The organism is Vagococcus penaei, assembly GCF_001998885.1.
In the GTDB taxonomy this organism is placed as follows: Bacteria; Bacillota; Bacilli; order Lactobacillales; family Vagococcaceae; genus Vagococcus; species Vagococcus penaei.
In genome coordinates this window covers 2,318,863-2,334,985 of record NZ_CP019609.1, presented here as the reverse complement: position 1 = coordinate 2,334,985, position 16,123 = coordinate 2,318,863, and the positions used below count along the sequence as shown (strand labels likewise).

Annotated in this window: 17 protein-coding genes and 1 riboswitch; of the genes, 6 read left to right on the top strand and 11 right to left on the bottom strand. The window is 34.2% G+C overall.

Annotated elements, in window-relative coordinates; all coding sequences use genetic code 11:
* The first annotated feature begins 122 nt into the window (after window positions 1-122).
* Window positions 123-1,019: a YitT family protein gene (locus BW732_RS11120; protein WP_179946095.1), complete on the top strand. Its 897-nt coding sequence runs from the start codon at window positions 123-125 to the stop codon at window positions 1,017-1,019.
* 46 nt (window positions 1,020-1,065) lie between these two features.
* Here BW732_RS11120 and BW732_RS11115 read toward each other — a convergent pair whose 3' ends face one another.
* The 7 genes from BW732_RS11115 to BW732_RS11085 all read right to left on the bottom strand — a co-directional run bounded on the left by BW732_RS11115 (window position 1,066) and on the right by BW732_RS11085 (window position 7,309).
* Window positions 1,066-1,605, bottom strand: a complete 540-nt coding sequence (locus tag BW732_RS11115) for a YpiB family protein (RefSeq protein WP_077276800.1) — start codon at window positions 1,603-1,605, stop codon at window positions 1,066-1,068.
* 2 nt (window positions 1,606-1,607) lie between these two features.
* Window positions 1,608-2,867 carry a tetratricopeptide repeat protein gene (locus BW732_RS11110; protein ID WP_077276799.1) on the bottom strand — a complete coding sequence of 420 codons (1,260 nt, stop codon included), beginning with the start codon at window positions 2,865-2,867 and terminating at the stop codon, window positions 1,608-1,610.
* 12 nt (window positions 2,868-2,879) lie between these two features.
* Entirely contained in the window at window positions 2,880-3,923 is a 1,044-nt protein-coding gene (locus BW732_RS11105; protein ID WP_077276798.1) for a hypothetical protein, read from the bottom strand.
* A gap of 75 nt (window positions 3,924-3,998) precedes the next feature.
* Complete coding sequence (locus BW732_RS11100) at window positions 3,999-4,241, bottom strand: GlsB/YeaQ/YmgE family stress response membrane protein (protein ID WP_077276797.1); 243 nt, start codon at window positions 4,239-4,241, stop codon at window positions 3,999-4,001.
* Between the two features lie 145 nt (window positions 4,242-4,386).
* Window positions 4,387-4,662: an HU family DNA-binding protein gene (locus BW732_RS11095; RefSeq protein WP_077276796.1), complete on the bottom strand. Its 276-nt coding sequence runs from the start codon at window positions 4,660-4,662 to the stop codon at window positions 4,387-4,389.
* Window positions 4,663-4,899: 237 nt separating this feature from the next.
* Window positions 4,900-6,210 (bottom strand): ribosome biogenesis GTPase Der, encoded by a 1,311-nt coding sequence (der, locus tag BW732_RS11090; protein ID WP_077276795.1) that lies wholly within the window; start codon window positions 6,208-6,210, stop codon window positions 4,900-4,902.
* Between the two features lie 136 nt (window positions 6,211-6,346).
* The gene (locus BW732_RS11085; RefSeq protein ID WP_077276794.1) at window positions 6,347-7,309 is read right to left on the bottom strand and encodes an asparaginase; all 963 of its coding nucleotides are present in this window, start codon (window positions 7,307-7,309) and stop codon (window positions 6,347-6,349) included.
* 112 nt (window positions 7,310-7,421) lie between these two features.
* Window positions 7,422-7,529, top strand: a riboswitch (TPP riboswitch).
* 60 nt (window positions 7,530-7,589) lie between these two features.
* Here BW732_RS11085 and BW732_RS11080 point away from each other — a divergent pair.
* The 4 genes from BW732_RS11080 to BW732_RS11065 are packed head-to-tail and all read left to right on the top strand — an operon-like array spanning window position 7,590 to window position 10,858.
* A complete protein-coding gene (locus BW732_RS11080; protein ID WP_077276793.1) occupies window positions 7,590-8,342 on the top strand; it encodes an ABC transporter permease in 753 nt (250 codons plus the stop codon).
* Window positions 8,335-9,357, top strand: coding sequence for an ABC transporter substrate-binding protein (locus tag BW732_RS11075; RefSeq protein ID WP_126844162.1), 1,023 nt, complete (start codon window positions 8,335-8,337; stop codon window positions 9,355-9,357). The genes BW732_RS11080 and BW732_RS11075 overlap by 8 nt, the downstream gene beginning before the upstream one ends.
* A gap of 2 nt (window positions 9,358-9,359) precedes the next feature.
* Window positions 9,360-10,082, top strand: coding sequence for an ABC transporter ATP-binding protein (locus tag BW732_RS11070; RefSeq protein WP_077276792.1), 723 nt, complete (start codon window positions 9,360-9,362; stop codon window positions 10,080-10,082).
* A gap of 26 nt (window positions 10,083-10,108) precedes the next feature.
* Window positions 10,109-10,858: a TatD family hydrolase gene (locus tag BW732_RS11065; protein ID WP_077276791.1), complete on the top strand. Its 750-nt coding sequence runs from the start codon at window positions 10,109-10,111 to the stop codon at window positions 10,856-10,858.
* Between the two features lie 108 nt (window positions 10,859-10,966).
* Here the strand turns inward: BW732_RS11065 and BW732_RS11060 are convergent, their stop codons facing one another.
* Window positions 10,967-12,499, bottom strand: coding sequence for an AMP-binding protein (locus BW732_RS11060; protein WP_077276790.1), 1,533 nt, complete (start codon window positions 12,497-12,499; stop codon window positions 10,967-10,969).
* Window positions 12,500-12,707: 208 nt separating this feature from the next.
* On the opposite strand from BW732_RS11060, the gene BW732_RS11055 reads away from it, so the two are divergent.
* Entirely contained in the window at window positions 12,708-13,919 is a 1,212-nt protein-coding gene (locus tag BW732_RS11055) for an FtsW/RodA/SpoVE family cell cycle protein (protein WP_077276789.1), read from the top strand.
* A 78-nt stretch (window positions 13,920-13,997) separates the two neighbouring features.
* On the opposite strand, the gene BW732_RS11050 is transcribed toward BW732_RS11055, so the two are convergent.
* The 3 genes from BW732_RS11050 to BW732_RS11040 all read right to left on the bottom strand — a co-directional run bounded on the left by BW732_RS11050 (window position 13,998) and on the right by BW732_RS11040 (window position 16,068).
* Window positions 13,998-14,417 carry a phosphate-starvation-inducible PsiE family protein gene (locus BW732_RS11050; protein ID WP_077276788.1) on the bottom strand — a complete coding sequence of 140 codons (420 nt, stop codon included), beginning with the start codon at window positions 14,415-14,417 and terminating at the stop codon, window positions 13,998-14,000.
* A gap of 93 nt (window positions 14,418-14,510) precedes the next feature.
* A complete protein-coding gene (locus BW732_RS11045) occupies window positions 14,511-14,852 on the bottom strand; it encodes a cysteine desulfurase (protein WP_077276787.1) in 342 nt (113 codons plus the stop codon).
* Window positions 14,853-14,925: 73 nt separating this feature from the next.
* A complete protein-coding gene (locus BW732_RS11040; RefSeq protein WP_077276786.1) occupies window positions 14,926-16,068 on the bottom strand; it encodes a cysteine desulfurase family protein in 1,143 nt (380 codons plus the stop codon).
* Between the last annotated feature and the right edge of the window lie 55 nt (window positions 16,069-16,123).

The window sequence follows — 16,123 nt, the reverse complement described above, 5'->3', positions numbered from 1 at the left end:
ATAACATTTCAAAAAAGTTTATTCAAGTTATTTATCGAAGCAAATGATAAAAAAATCCGACAGTATCTTGTTGTTGTATATTCTCAGTGATATGATGATAGCTAGGAAAAGGAGTGAAAAAAGTGAAGTTATCAAAGCAATTTTTTTTAGATTCACTGATGATTTTTATTGGAACAAGTATCTTCAGTGTTGGGTTGGTTAATTTTAACATGGCAAATAATTTAGCGGAAGGTGGATTAACTGGTATCACCTTGATTATTTACAATTTATTTCACATCAAACCAGCCCTATCTACATTAGTTTTAAATATTCCACTTTTATTATTTGGAATCAAGCAATTAGGTTTTAAACCTATTATTTATACCCTAATCGGGACGATTTCACTCACGATAAACTTATGGTTTTGGCAAGATCACCCATTGCATATTTCTGTTCACCAAGACTTATTAATCGCTGCTCTTTTAGCAGGTATTTGTACAGGAATCGGCAGTGGTATTGTGTATAAATTTGGTGGGACAACTGGTGGAACCGACATCATCGCCCGAGTCATTGAAAAAAAACTTGGTTTTACAATTGGTAAATCTTTGCTAATGTTAGACGTTTTTGTTTTATTATTATCATTAACCTATCTTGATTTACGTGAAATGATTTATACCTTAATCACTGTTTTTGTTTTTAGCAAGGTGGTCGATGTTGTCCAAGGTGGTGCTTATAGCGCGAAAGGTGTGCTGATTATTTCTGATTATAGTCGTGACATCGCTAAAACCATTGTCCATGATTTAGATCGTGGTGTGACTTTCTTAAAGTCTGAGGGTGCCTACACAAGTAAGGAACGTGACGTCATTTATTGTGTAGCAAGTTTAGCTGAACTTGCTCAGATCAAAGATATTTGTGCAGAACGAGATCCTAATGCCTTTATATCGATTACAGATGTTAAAGAAGTTTTAGGTGAGGGGTTTACCTATCATCCAGAAAACAAAATCAAAAATAGACGCAGTTTTAAACTGAAAAAAAACTAAATAAAACGCCTTTTAAGTATCTTTATGTACTTAAAAGGCGTTTTAATTAATTAGATAGATTTTTTAACTCATTATACTGATAGCTGTACTTTTCGAATAAAGCACGATTCCCCGTTTCTAAAGCTTCATTAATTTTTAAGGTTAACCAGTCCAGCTGATAACGATACTGCTCATTATTAAAATCAGCATCTAGCCGCTCATAAAATAGGCTATCTGTCCCACTTTCATCATAATAAGGATTAGTTTCTAAAATTGATTGATAGAGTAATGCCTTTTCTGAATCAACAAAATCGATCGCCAAATATAATGGTTGTCGCCAATTCATTCGGATTTCATGAAAAATTTGTTCGGGATCCTCAAACATTAACTCATCTTTATATAGAATCAATCCATTATTAGTTGAGTGCACATCAGCAATATATAACCCTCTTGGTGTGACATCTGTCCGTTCCACAAATTGTGTTTTAGTTAGAATAATTTCATGATTCAACAAATAATTCAATATCCAATAAGCTTCACGTTGCTTCAAAGGAATCGTTTGAATCAGCCAATTTAAAAATTGCTTTTTTCCACTAAGCTTAGACACAATTAGTCACCACCTATACTAGACAATAATTCCACCACTTCAATGTCATCCGGTACAAACGTTAAATAATGTGTGAGCCATTTTTTAGTTTCATCCAATTGGCCTTCTTCACGTAGGAACAGTCCGTAATCACGAATAAAACCTGGCTCGTCAGCCAATTCAATTTTAGCTAAATTAAAGGCAATTTTGGCTTGCTCATACTCTTCTAAACCATTATAAGCTTGAGCTAAATACCATTGTGCATGACCTTGTTCGCTATTTTCTAATTGATCAACAAGGTCAATCACATCGTCATAGTCGTCCTCTTTTAATAATAATTCAGCTAATTTTAATTTTGAAAAATCACTATCGTCTAAAGCAATTGCTTGCATTAACTGTTGCTTCGCATTCTCACTTTGACCAAGTTGATATGCTACAATAGATGCCACATGGTATAAATTAAGATCATAGGGATTTTTGTCAATACCAATTTGAGCAACTTCTGCAGCTTCTTCAAATAAACCTTGATCACTTAGGACTTGCGCTAAAGGATAATACACTTGTAAAAATTCTTCATTTAATTCCTTAATATGTTGCAGTAACTCAGTTGTTCGCTCTAATTCCTCTAATTGATAATAAGTTAAGGCTAATTGGAAGAGTGCTTCTGCAGTTTCATCACGCTCAATAGCTTGTTCTAGATACATGACAGCTTCCTCAAAATTCCCCATACGTGATAATGCAACGCCTAAGCGTTCAGTTATACTGATAGTTGATGCTAATTCACCAGAATCTTCAGCTACCAATAACTCTTCATAAATCGGTACAGCATCATTGTAATCTTCAATGGAAAAGAATAATTCCGCTAAAGCTAAATCAATTAATGGCTCATCTGGCAAAATTAGCTTAGCTTCCCGTAATTTTTGTTGACTAACTTCAGGTATATCAAGTTGTTGATATAAATCTGCTTGCGTCAATAAACTTTGAACATAGACATCACTGCTTGGCAGAATGTCATTTAATAATGTTTGTGCGCGACCAATATCGTCGTTTTCAATAGCAATCTCAGCTAAAGAAATTTTAATCCCTTCTTCTTCAGGAAAGTCAGCTAATAAATTTTGATATAACTGTTCTGATTCTTCTAAAAAGCCCAATTCAAATAAATAGGCTGCTAATTGGTATTTTTCTTCAGGCGTATCTAAGATCATCGCCTGTTCAAATTTTTCCTGTGCGTCAATTAATTCGCCTTCGGAGATTGCTTCTAACATTTCTTTACTATATGACATCTGGAAAACCCCTTATATTTTAATTAACTGACGATACTCTTCAATGGTTTCATAAAGACTCTCTTGACTAGGAATCGTGACTTGATTACTCACACCAAGAGCCGTAATCGCTTGAATTTGCTGATATCGTCGACATTCTTGATAAATCTCATTACTTAAATCAGAAGATAAAATATTATTCGGTAAAACTAGCGACTCTTTAATTAACCATTGCAACCACTCAATCAGTTGATTTCCTTCTATTTTAACATTGAATTGGCGTTGACACCAAAAAAATTGTAGTAAACAGCCCAGCCACTTTTTTTGCGTAAACGTTAGATAGTGCGCTCCCTCGGTTTGATATAGACCCGTCGTAAAAAAATCACCAAAACATAAAAAATCGGCCGTTTGATTAGTAAGCGTTCTTAAAATATCATCACAATAAACAGTCAGTGATAAGGGTTTCGTTAAACTTTCTTGATACAAACGTTTTAAAAGCATCTTATTAGTGGTCAGTGCATATTTAAAAAGGACTAGCAAGCTCAGTGACTCAGCATTTCCTTTAGCCAAATGCCTAGCTAGTGATGCATCATAGATTAGCCCTTTTAATTTATCATTAGTCAAAAAACGAGTCGTAGTTGTCAGTGATCGATTAATTAAACTTGGTTGACAGCTAACTGCTGTCACAAAGCCAGAAAAATTGATTGCCAAAAAATAATAATCTTTGATGACAATATGACTTTCTGCTAAATAACCACACATATTAGCTAGTTCATCATCACCAAATCCAATTAATCGCGTCCCAGTAGGCAACTTCATGTCATCAATAAACTGATATAATTTTTGAATCGTCTCTAACGTATTCACTTTGAACTCATTGGGACAAATAAACCACTGAAATTGGTCAGATGAATCACAATGTCTCGTTACGCTATCGTATAATTGATCATAGATATCAACGGTCGATACAAATAATAATGACGGGGGTTGAAATAAAGTAGTTAGTTTATTTTCCTGTAAAAGTTGACGAAAAGACTCAGCATAAATCACTGTCATGCCCTCATGGATTGTTTTCAATTTATCTGGCCTCCTAAAAAAACTACCATTAGACACTATCGCCCTGGTAGTTTTACTCAAAAATTTATTTTATGATTAACTACGACTAGTAAAAACAGATACCACTGCAACGACAATCACAGCACCTAAGATAGATGGTATGACTGCCATACCGCCTAATTGAAATCCCCATTCACCAAATAATTTTTGCCCAATTGTTGAACCTAATAATCCAGCAATAATATTAAAAATGCAGCCCTTAGAGTCTCCTTTGTTAGCAATTGCACCTGCAATCGCACCAATAATTGCACCGACAATTAGTACCCAAATCCAATACATAGACGAAACCCTCCTTAATTAGAATTAACTCTATTCTAAAACGTTTTAAATAAAATTGCAATCAAACAAAAAAACTCAATTCTAGTAAGCACTAGAATTGAGTTTTTTGTTTGAATGTTTATAATTTAAACATTTAAAGAATCAATTATTTTACAGCATCTTTTAACGCTTTACCTGGTTTAAATGCAGGTACTTTGCTAGCTGCGATTTGGATTTCTTCACCAGTTTGTGGGTTACGACCTTTACGAGCTGCACGTTCACGCACTTCAAAGTTACCAAAACCGATTAATTGAACTTTTTCTCCTTCAGATAAAAAGTCTTGAATTGATGCAAAAACTGCGTCAACAGATGCAGTTGCATCTTTTTTAGTTAAGCCCGTTGCTTCAGCAACTTTTTCGATTAATTCTGCTTTGTTAGCCATGTCTAAGTTTCACCTCCTCAAAAGGAAATTGATGTATTATTCAACATCATTTTTTACAGGCGATCATTTTTGAGTGGTCCAAAAATGATAAATGGAAATATTGCCTTTCAATATTTCTTAAACAAAGATAACACATGAAACAAGTGATATCAAGGCTTTTAACAGTTTTAAAAACTATTTTTGCGAAATCAAAAAAGATAATTGAATTTTAATTTTAATTGTGGTAAAATGCAAAATTTACTTGCGACGTCTTGTTATAATGCGAATTGGTGTCCCTTCAAACTCAAACGCTCGACGAATTTGATTTTCTAAGAAACGTGCATAAGAAAAGTGCATAAGCTCTTCTTCGTTAACAAAGACCACAAATGTCGGTGGTTTAACGGCCACTTGCGTTGCATAAAAGATTTTTAGACGTTTTCCTTTATCGGTTGGTGTTGGATTAATCGCAACAGCATCCATAATAACATCATTTAATACAGATGACGGAATACGTAAGGTTTGATTTTGACTAACAGTCTCAATCATCTCTGGTAATAAATGTAGACGTTGCTTAGTTTTAGCAGATACATAAACAATTGGTGCATAGTCTAAATAACGAAATTCTTGACGAATATCTTCTTCAAATTCTTTCATTGTGTGATTATCTTTTTCCAATGTGTCCCACTTGTTGACAACGATAATAACACCTTTACCCGCTTCATGTGCAAATCCAGCAATACGCTTGTCGTATTCACGAATGCCTTCCTCAGCATTTAAGACGACTAAAGCGACGTCTGAACGCTCAATCGCACGAATCGAACGCATCGCACTATATTTTTCAGTATTCTCATAAACTTTACCCTTTTTACGCATACCGGCTGTATCAATCATTAAAAATTCTTGTCCCGAATCAGAAACAAACGATGTATCAATCGCATCACGAGTCGTTCCAGCAACACTCGATACAATGACACGTTCCTCACCTAAAATCGCATTAATTAATGATGATTTCCCAACATTTGGTCGACCAATCAAACTAAAACGAATAATGTCGTCGTCTTCTTCTTCAACAACAGTTGAAAAGTGCTGACATGCTTCATCTAATACATCACCTAAGCCGATACCATGTGTCCCAGATACCGGATACGGATCACCTAAACCAAGTGAGTAAAACTCAAAAATATCATTACGCATTTCTGGATTATCTACTTTATTAACAGTTAAAATCACCGGCTTGTCACTTTTATATAGTATACGAGCTACATACTCATCAGCATCCGTAATACCTTCTCTTCCACTTACTACAAATAAAATGACATCTGCTTCTTCAATTGCAATTTCTGCTTGGTGCTTAATTTGCTCCATAAATGGCTGATCACTCATTTCAATACCACCAGTATCAATGATACTAAATTCACGACCTAACCAATCACCATGTGCATAGATTCTATCCCGTGTAACTCCTGGCTCGTCTTCCACAATCGAAATACGTTCACCAGCAATTCGGTTGAATAATGTTGACTTGCCGACATTCGGACGGCCAACGATAGCTAAGGTTGGTTTTGTCATTTTAGTCACCTCCTATAATTTTCACTAATATTCTATCCTTATGTAGTTTATAGGAAGAGTCGCGTTGTTGCAAGTAAAACCTAAGCTAAGTAATCGTTTAGCTTAGGTTTATTGAGATAGTTTTAATGATACTTAACTAATTTACTAAAAAATCTTTCAAAGAATTTCCAGATAATCCTGCATTCAATCCAACTAATAAACGCAAACGCGCTTTTTGCCCAGAGAGTCCCTTAACAAAATTAACACCCATTTTTTTTAATTCAACTCCACCACCTGGGTAGTCGTAGATATCTTGCGCAATACCATTGGAACATCTCGAAACTAATGCTACTGGGATACCTTTATCAATAACTTTTTTTAAGCTTGGAACAACTGTTGGCGGTAAGTTACCTGCACCTAACGCCTCGATAACTAAGCCATCAATGTCATCATCTGCTAGCTTTTCAAATAAATAAGTGTCCATACCTGCATAAGCTTTTAGTAAAATTACACGTCCATTAGTTGTCTGGATATTTTTGATTTGATGATCAACTACCTCTTTTAAATAATAAACTTCATGTTTGGAAAGAATTCCGATTGGACCAAACGTTGGCGTTCTAAAAGTATCAACACTTGTCGTATGCGTTTTAGTCACAAAACGAGCAGCATGAATTTCATCATTCATAACGACAACAACACCTTGTTCTTTGGTTTTCTCATTTGCAGCTGTAATGACCGCTTGAACAAAATTGTATACACCATCTGAACCAATCTCGTTGCTTGAACGCATAGCCCCTGTCAGTACAACTGCAATTGATTCATTAATAGTCAAATCTAAAAAATAAGCAGTTTCTTCTAGTGTATCAGTCCCATGCGTAATAACAACGCCATCAAAGCCTTCTTCAAAAGCTAACTGAATACGCTGCTTTAGCATCAACATATTCTCCGGTGTAATATGGGGAGACGGCAGATTAAAAATTTCTTCTGAAGTAATATCAATAAATTCTGGAATAATTGTCATTGTTTCTGCTAAAGGATGTTGTTGAGACAACGTCACCCCACTTTCTTCTTGAACCATTGAAATGGTTCCACCTGTATGTAAGACTAACACTTTCCGCATGTTATTAACCTCCTTATTTTCTTCACAGTATCGATTTACATTATAGCTCAATTAGATAGCTAGCGAAACAATTTGACCCTTATTTTTTTTAGTGTTACACTTCAATTAATAACAAAATATTCAGGGGAGATTGTGTGACAATCTGAGAGTAGCTTATTAAGCTAGACCCTTTGAACCTGTCGGTTAGTACCGTTGTAGGGAGCGATTTGCATAGTGCATTTAACGACAACTACTAGGTGAGTTGTCGTTTTTTGTTAGTGATTAATTTAGAGGTGATTATTTGAATAAAAAATGGGTTTATCCTGTATCAAGTTTAATAATTCTTTTAGTAATTTGGGAAGTTTTAGTAAAAGTACTGGCCATTCCACTTTATATTTTGCCAGCCCCATCTAAAATTTTTTTATCCCTTTATACTAACCGAGCAATTTTATTTCAGCATAGTCTGACAACACTAGCGGAAGCAGTCATTGGCCTTATCTTATCTGCTATTTTAGCTTTTACTATCAGTTTATTGATGGACCGTTTCGAAACATTAAAGTTAACAACCTATCCTCACCTAGTGATTTCGCAAACAATCCCAATCCTAGTTTTGGGTCCAATTTTTTCTATCTGGTTTGGTTTTGGCCTAACACCAAAAGTCTTAATTGTTTTACTAATGTGTTTTTTTCCAATTGCCATTGCGTTTACGGATGCTTTAAAAAATGTCAATCATAAAAAAATCAATTTATTAAAAACATACGGTGCAAATTCATGGCAAATTTATCGTTTAGTCAAAATCCCAGAAGCTTTGCCCGCATTTTTTTCTGGGTTACGTGTATCAGCAACTTATTGTATTGGTGGTGCAATTGTTGGTGAATGGCTCAGTGCTTCCTCAGGTTTAGGTTATTACATGATCCGTGCAAAAAATGGCTATTTACTAGATAAAGTCTTTGCAACTGTCTTAGTCATTATTGGACTAAGTTTATTATTAAATTGGTGTATTACATTATTACAAAAAATATTACTCAAGAAAAGGATGATTTCTCATGGTTAAAATAAAAAAAATAGTTAGTATTTGTACATTAACTTTAGCTACAGTCATGCTAACTGCTTGTCAAACCGAAAATAAAGAACAAAAAACAAATAAAAGTAATGATAAAACAGAAAAAGTGACACTAATTTTAGATTATTTACCAAATACGAATCATACAGGTGTTTACGTAGCGAAAGAAAAAGGTTACTATAAAGACATAGGGATTGATTTATCCATTATCGAACCTGGGCAAAATAACACAAGTATCACCTTATTAGGTGCCAACAAAGGTGACTTTGCTCTGAGCTATCAAGAAGATTTAACTTACGCAACTGCTTCTGCTGAACCTATACCTGTTAAAGCCATTGCTGCAGTCTTAGAACATAATACATCCGGTTTTGTTACCTTGACTGAGGATAGTATCACGTCACCAAAACAGTTTGAAAATAAAACTTATTCAGGTTGGCAATCTGCTAGTGAAGAAGCTGTTTTAAAAGCTACAATGACAAATGATGGTGGCGATTTCTCAAAATTAACCTTAGTCGGTGACTCGGGTGCTGGGGCAGCTGATTTAGGTAAAAATGTAGATATTAAATGGTTTTTTGAAGGTTGGGATTACACAAAAGCTAAGATGGATGGCTACGATATCTCTTTTATGCCTTTAAATAAGCTAGATAAACGGTTAGATTTTTATACCCCAATTATTTTAGCGCAAGACAAAACAATTGAAAGTAACCCTGAGTTAGTTCAAAAATTTACCAATGCCACAAAAAAAGGATATCAATATGCTATTGAGAATCCGAAAGAAAGTGCGGATATTCTTTATAAAGCAACACCCGATCAAGATTTAGATTTCTTACAAAAATCACAAGAATTTTTATCAAAAAATTATACATCTAATCCAGATAAGTGGGGTATCATGCAAGAATCAGTTTGGAATAACTACACAGATTTTATGTTTGAAAATAAGCTAATTGATAAGAAAATACCTGCAAAAGACATGTATACAAATGAATTTATCGAAAAGGCTGAATAACCATGACACAACTAGAGATAAAAGATTTAAGCATTCAATTTAGTGAAAACTGGATATTCAAACATTTATCTGTAACAGTCAATCAAGGCGAGTTCGTTTCTATTTTGGGTCCTAGTGGTTGTGGTAAATCAACTTTATTAAATGTATTATCAGGAATTTTAATTGCGGATAAAGGACAATTTTTTGTTAATCAACAAAAAATTGTTGGTATCAATGATTGCTTTGCTTATATGCCACAAGAAGATTTACTCTTCGACTGGAAGACTGTTAAAGAAAATATCACCTTGTACCAAACTATTCATAAAGAACCGATTGATAATGCATTGATTACACACTACTTAACGATTTTTGGATTAGAAACAACCGTTAATCGCTATCCCGATGAACTATCTGGCGGTATGCGACAACGAGTTGCTCTCCTAAGAACAGTTTTAGCCAATCGCGATATCTTGCTGCTTGATGAACCATTTGGTGCACTTGATGTGATTACTCGACAACACCTACAAGACTGGTTGAAAAAAATTGCTAAAACGTTAAACAAAACCATCATTTTAGTAACCCATGATATTGATGAGGCACTTTATCTATCTGATAGAATTTTAATTTTAAGTGATAAACCAAGTCACTTTGTCGCTGATATTGATTTAACGGCTGAAATACAAACACGTGAATGGCTAGCCAATCAAGGTGCACGCCGACATAGTATTTTTCAACAATTAAAATAATCACCTATGAAAGAGAGGGATAACACATGGAAACAAATGATTTAATTGATGCACATTGTCATTATAGTAAGCCATTAGTGGATATTTTAATCGCCAATCAAATTCCAGCTCAACTAAACTGTCAAACTAATTTAGAATGGACAAAAAATTCAGTATTTAGTCAAGATTACCCTTTTTTATCATTGTCTGCGGGAATTCATCCTTGGGACAGTCAAACACACTCCTTTGAAGAATTTCTCCCTATTTTAGAACAGGCTACTGTGATTGGAGAAATTGGTATGGATAGCGTTTGGACGACGAATGACTTATTAGACCAAGAAAATTTATTTATCCAACAATTAGCATTTGCTTCATCGCATAAAAAACCTGTTATTCTCCACACGAAAGGTCAAGAAAAAAATTGCCTAAGACTGATTCAGCAATATCCCAATACCTATCTAGTCCATTGGTATGGTACCTTTGAATATCTTGATGACTATATTAGATTAGGCTGTTATTTTACCGCACCACTAGATGCACGATTTAATGAAATTTCTAAATTAATTATTGAAAAAATTCCCGTTGATAAGTTATTAATGGAATCTGACGGCTTACAAGCACTTGCATGGGTTCTAAATAAAAAAATATCACAAGTCGATTATCTATTAGAGATGCGTAATCACTTAGCCTACATTGCCAAATTAAAGCATTTAAGCATTAATGACCTTAGTCAACAACTAGTAACTAATTTTAATCATTGGTTAAACTTATCGAAAATCAATAACAGTTCAGTCTAAATAGTTATAACACTATTATCATCAAAAATCACAAAGAATCGCTTAGTTAAACATACTAATTCTTTGTGATTTTTTCGTTTTTATAATCTATTGGTTAATTGAGAGACATTAAAAAGTACCAGCAATTAACTCACGTTCAATTTGGAGCCTTTGAACTTTCATTGTTGCTGTACGTGGAATATCATCAAAAGCTTTAATGATTGGATAATTAAGCTGCGGTAATTCCTCAACAGCAGTCCACCATTGTTCCCAGTCCATCACTTCATTATCAGCAACTGAAATAATCGGCTGTGGTTTCCCCGATGAATCGCGTACAATGACAACTTCTTCTAAAAAAAGTAACTGATCTAATAATGCGTCTTCAATCGCTAAATTGCTATCAACACGTTGAATCAAATCAACTTGACGATCTTTTAAATGTAAATGACCATCATCATCGATAAAACCATAATCTCCACTATCCCACCAATCTCCGTAAACTGTTGTATTAAATCGATCATCTTCACCAAAATATGTTAATGCTCGACCTTTCGATAAAAAATGAATATGTCCGTCGGTATTTACAGGTAATTCGTTCCCTTTTTCATCTGCAATACATGCTTTGGTTAATCCTTTCAAACCAACTCCCATATCTCTTGCATCAGACGTTTTTAAAGAGTCTAAAGTGTGCGCTTTTAAAATCATTGGACCACACTCACTTTGACCGTAAACTTGTAAAAATATTGGTGTGTTAGCACTCGAAGCACGTAAAAAGCGTGCCATTGTCTCATTATTAATCGCGTCAAATGTCGAGTGGTAATAAATCAAACTTTGAAAAACATTTGGCTCTTCTACTGCTAAATGCGACCAACGCACAAAATTATTTGGATGAGTTTCTAAGGCAATTGGTTGATATTTCGGTAACATACGGCGAAGCGTTTCTTTTGTCGCACTTGTTAGTGGCATCATTGGAAAGCCCATCGACATTAAAGATGCTATACCAATATTAAAGCGCGAATGAACCGGTGAAATATGACAGGCAACTAACTCACGACTTACCATTTTAGCAAATATCGTTCGTTGCCATTTTGTTCGCCACCCCATTGAGGCCTGCGAATGACAAATTAATTTTGGAATCCCAGTTGTTCCAGATGTGTGCGTCATATACGCAATATCATGTAAATCTAAAAAATTTTGCTCGACAGGAATTGCCTCTACAAGTAATAGTTTGTCCAGACTAATTTTATGTGCCTCATCACACTTAGTCATTTGTTCCACACGTGGATCAGTCACGTCATCGTATAGTAAATAAGCTACACTTAAGCGATCAATAAAAACATCAATCGTTGACGCCGGCAAATGATAAGATACCATAACTGGGACGGCTCCTAGAAAAGTGACTGCTACGGCTAGTAAATACGTATCAAAACTTGGACTCTTATAAATAATCACTTTATCGCCTCGTTGAATACCACATGCCGCCAATTGATAAGCACGAAGTAAAACAAGTTGGTGAGCCACTTGATAATTAGTTTCTAATGGTAATTCTGGGAAAGCTTTCAAATTCTCATCTAAAATAATTGCTGTTTCAGGAAAAGTCTGGGCTGAATCTCGAAAATTTTCGTATAAATTTAATGGTGCATACTGTAACTCTTGTGTCATATGTCATCCTCCAGATAGTTAATCATGTATCATATAGAAAATATCATATCATAAGTATGTGATTTTTTTTATTAGTTATCTGATAAGTTACGACAAAAAATTAAATTTAACTTATTTTTACCAAATTACTTCCCATATTAAAACGTGTTATAGTATATTTAAAACATGTTTTTTATACAAAAATCAGTTCATTTATAGGAGGTAAAAAATGTTTAAAAAATTAAAATTTCTTGACTTTAAAATTTTAATTCCTTATCTTATTTTAAGCATTATTGGAATTGTAATGGTATTAAGTGCAAGTTCATATAATTTAGACCAATTAGGTAAAAAAACAACAGCAACTGGATTGAAACAATTATTTTTTTTAATTGTCTCTCTCTTAGTGATGATAATAATCTATAAAACTAAACTTAGTATTTTTTGTTCAGCGCTGTTCCAAAAGATTATTATTTCTTTCTCATTTCTTTTGTTGTTAGCGACAACTGTACTTGGTTTAGGGACAATCACTGGAGGGGCTCAACGGTGGATTTCTATCGGACCAATCAGTATTCAACCTTCAGAATTTATTATGATTACTATTATTCTTTATACTGCTTATATTTTCTCAAAAAGAGAACAATTTTTTCACTATAATTTTAAAGATACTATCTTAGGTCCAACAATCATCGTAGCTAGTTTAATTTTGTTAGTTTTCACACAACCAAATGTTGGCGGGGCCGCTATCTTAACCTTAATTTTTTTGATTTTACTTTTTGCTAGCGGTATCCCCTATCAATATATGTTAGGTGGATTTGGCATTATGATGCTATTTAATTTCATCATGACACGCTTGATACTTTTCCATAACGGTGTCTTACTACCCCAAAAATATCATTATATTTTCGATCGTTTTTCGGTAGTTAAGAATCCCTTTGATTACCAATTTGAAAATGGCTATCAACTAGTCAATTCCTATTTTGCTATCTATAATGGCGGTTGGTTTGGACGTGGTTTAGGACAAAGTATTCAAAAAAAAGGCTTCCTGCCAGTCGCAGAAACCGATTTTATTTTTTCAATCGTAACAGAAGAACTTGGTATTTTATTTGCTATCCTCATTTTAGCTGTTCTTTTATATTTAATTTTAAGAATCTTGGCAATTGGAATCAATGCTCATTCAACTTTTAACTCACTCGTTTGTATCGGTATTAGCTCAGCTATCCTTATCCAAGTCTTTGTTAATCTTGGAGGTATTTTAGGCTTTATACCATTAACAGGTGTGCCTTTTCCTTTTATGAGCTATGGAGGATCAAACTTATTGACTCTGTCAATTATGATTGGACTTGTCTTAAATATTAGTGCGAATGAAAAAAAATATGCTCTTGCTCAGCAACAAGAACACTCTCTTACTAATCATAGCTTAGCAACCTTAGCCAAAAAATAAAAACCCACACTACTTTTTGTGAAAAATCTAGATAGTTGACTTAGACTTTGACAGACAACTATCTAGACTTCAAAAAGTTTAGTGTGAGTTTTTTTCTTTTAGTTTTGCTTCGCTTTTTAATTGCGTTATCTTTAATAAATACAGTACACCGGTTAGCAATAAAATACTGGCTGTTAATAATAACGTTTGAACCCCATTATTGTGAACCACTAGTAGCTGACGTAAAATAGCCGTCATGCTAATTAAAATTAAGTAATTAGTTGGAATATGGTGTGAATCTTCAATATATTTGATAATCATAATAATAAACTCAAATAGCATGAAAAATGCTAAAATATGTTCTGAAATGACCTCAATACTCCCACGTTCTGCCGGTAATAAAATAATGCGGCCTAAAACCCATAAGTCATATGCCATGTAAACAATGATTAATAGCGCAAGCAAACCCAAAAAGACGTCCATGATTCGGGTTAAAATAAGCTGAAAGTTATGTAACAAATTGTTATCCCCTTTTATAAGTGATTTAGCAAATATTACCTTATTTACTAGAATATTGTCAACTTTAAAAACTAAAAAGAAAAAAGCTTATCTCTAAGCTTTCTCTAAACACCCATGTTCAATTAAATCAGCCATAATATAGGCAAATTGTTTTTGTTTTTCTTCTTGATTGGCACCTTTAAATATATTGAGTGCTTTAAGACCATTAGCAGTAGTCAAAGACATTTTTAGCGTTTTTAAATCTTTAGCAATGGTAATTTTTAGTTTTGGACTTTGGGTATTGCGTGGGTTTAAATCCAACGCTCTAACTAACTGAAAATTACCCGCTTTTGTTTCTTTAAAACCGTAATCTTTAAAACTATATGGTCTAGCAGTTGTAGAAATTTTATAATATTCTTGTGATCCTTCTATTGTTGCTTTATCAAAAAAAGACATCTAAATTCCTCCTCAAACTATTGTCACTTCTATTATAGGCAATCAAAAAAGAAAATGCTATCTTTTCTTGCCTTTAACGCATTTTTTGACTAATCTCAATCAAAGCTTGAGTAAATGCTGTGACTTCTTCTACTGTATTTCCATAACCAAAACTAATGCGGATTGATTCTGCCGCTGCTTCCGGTTGTGTTGGACGAAGATTCGTAATAACCTGCGACGGCTTTACAGTTCCCGCTGTACATGCAGAACCAGTAGAAATAGCAAACCCTCTTAAATCCAAGTTAGACAATACAATATTATTTGAGATACCCTTTAACCAAATATTTATAATATGTGGTAAGGTGTTCGTTAAGTCGCCATTTAATTCAAATTCAATATTTGCTGCGGTCAATTGATTGATGATGATTGTCTTAAATAATTGGTATAACTCATTTTTATCTTGACGTACAGTTGGGGTGATTAAAGAGACGGCTTTAGCCATACCGACAATTCCTGCAACATTTTCAGTTCCGGCACGTTTCTTTTCTTCTTGGTCCCCACCGTACAGCATAACAGGGACAATGGCACCCTGTTTAATGTAGATAAATCCAATACCCTTTGGACCATTTATTTTATGTCCAGATACACTAAGATAATCTACTTGAAGCTTCTTAACGTCAATATCTTGTGTCCCAAAAGCTTGAACAGCATCCGTATGGAAAAACGCTTGATGATCAACCAGTAACGCCCCAATTTCCTTAATCGGATTTAATGTACCAATCTCATTATTTCCATACATCACACTAACAAGAATAGTATCATCTCTAAGCGCTTCAGCAACTTGTTCTACTGTAATTTTACCAGTATTATCCACCTGTAAATATGTCACATCAAAACCTGATTCTTCCAAATAAAGCATGGATTGACTAACAGCACTATGCTCAACATTTGTCGTAATAATATGTTTCCCTTTAGCTTTTTGTGCCATTGCAGTTTGGATTAAAACCGTATTATCGCCTTCTGTTCCACCACTATTAAAAATAATTTCATCGGGCTTTGCATTAATGGCTGCAGCTACCGTATCACGTGCTAACACTAATTCAAATTCTGCTTGACGACCAAATTGATGAATACTTGATGGATTTCCATAAACAGATGTCATAATACGTAACATCTCACCAATGACTTCTTGACGCATCGGGGTAGTCGCCGCATGATCTAAATAAACAGCTCCCATATTTTTCACTCGCTCTCATTTCTTTTGTTAGTATCATAACACATATTCTCTAAAA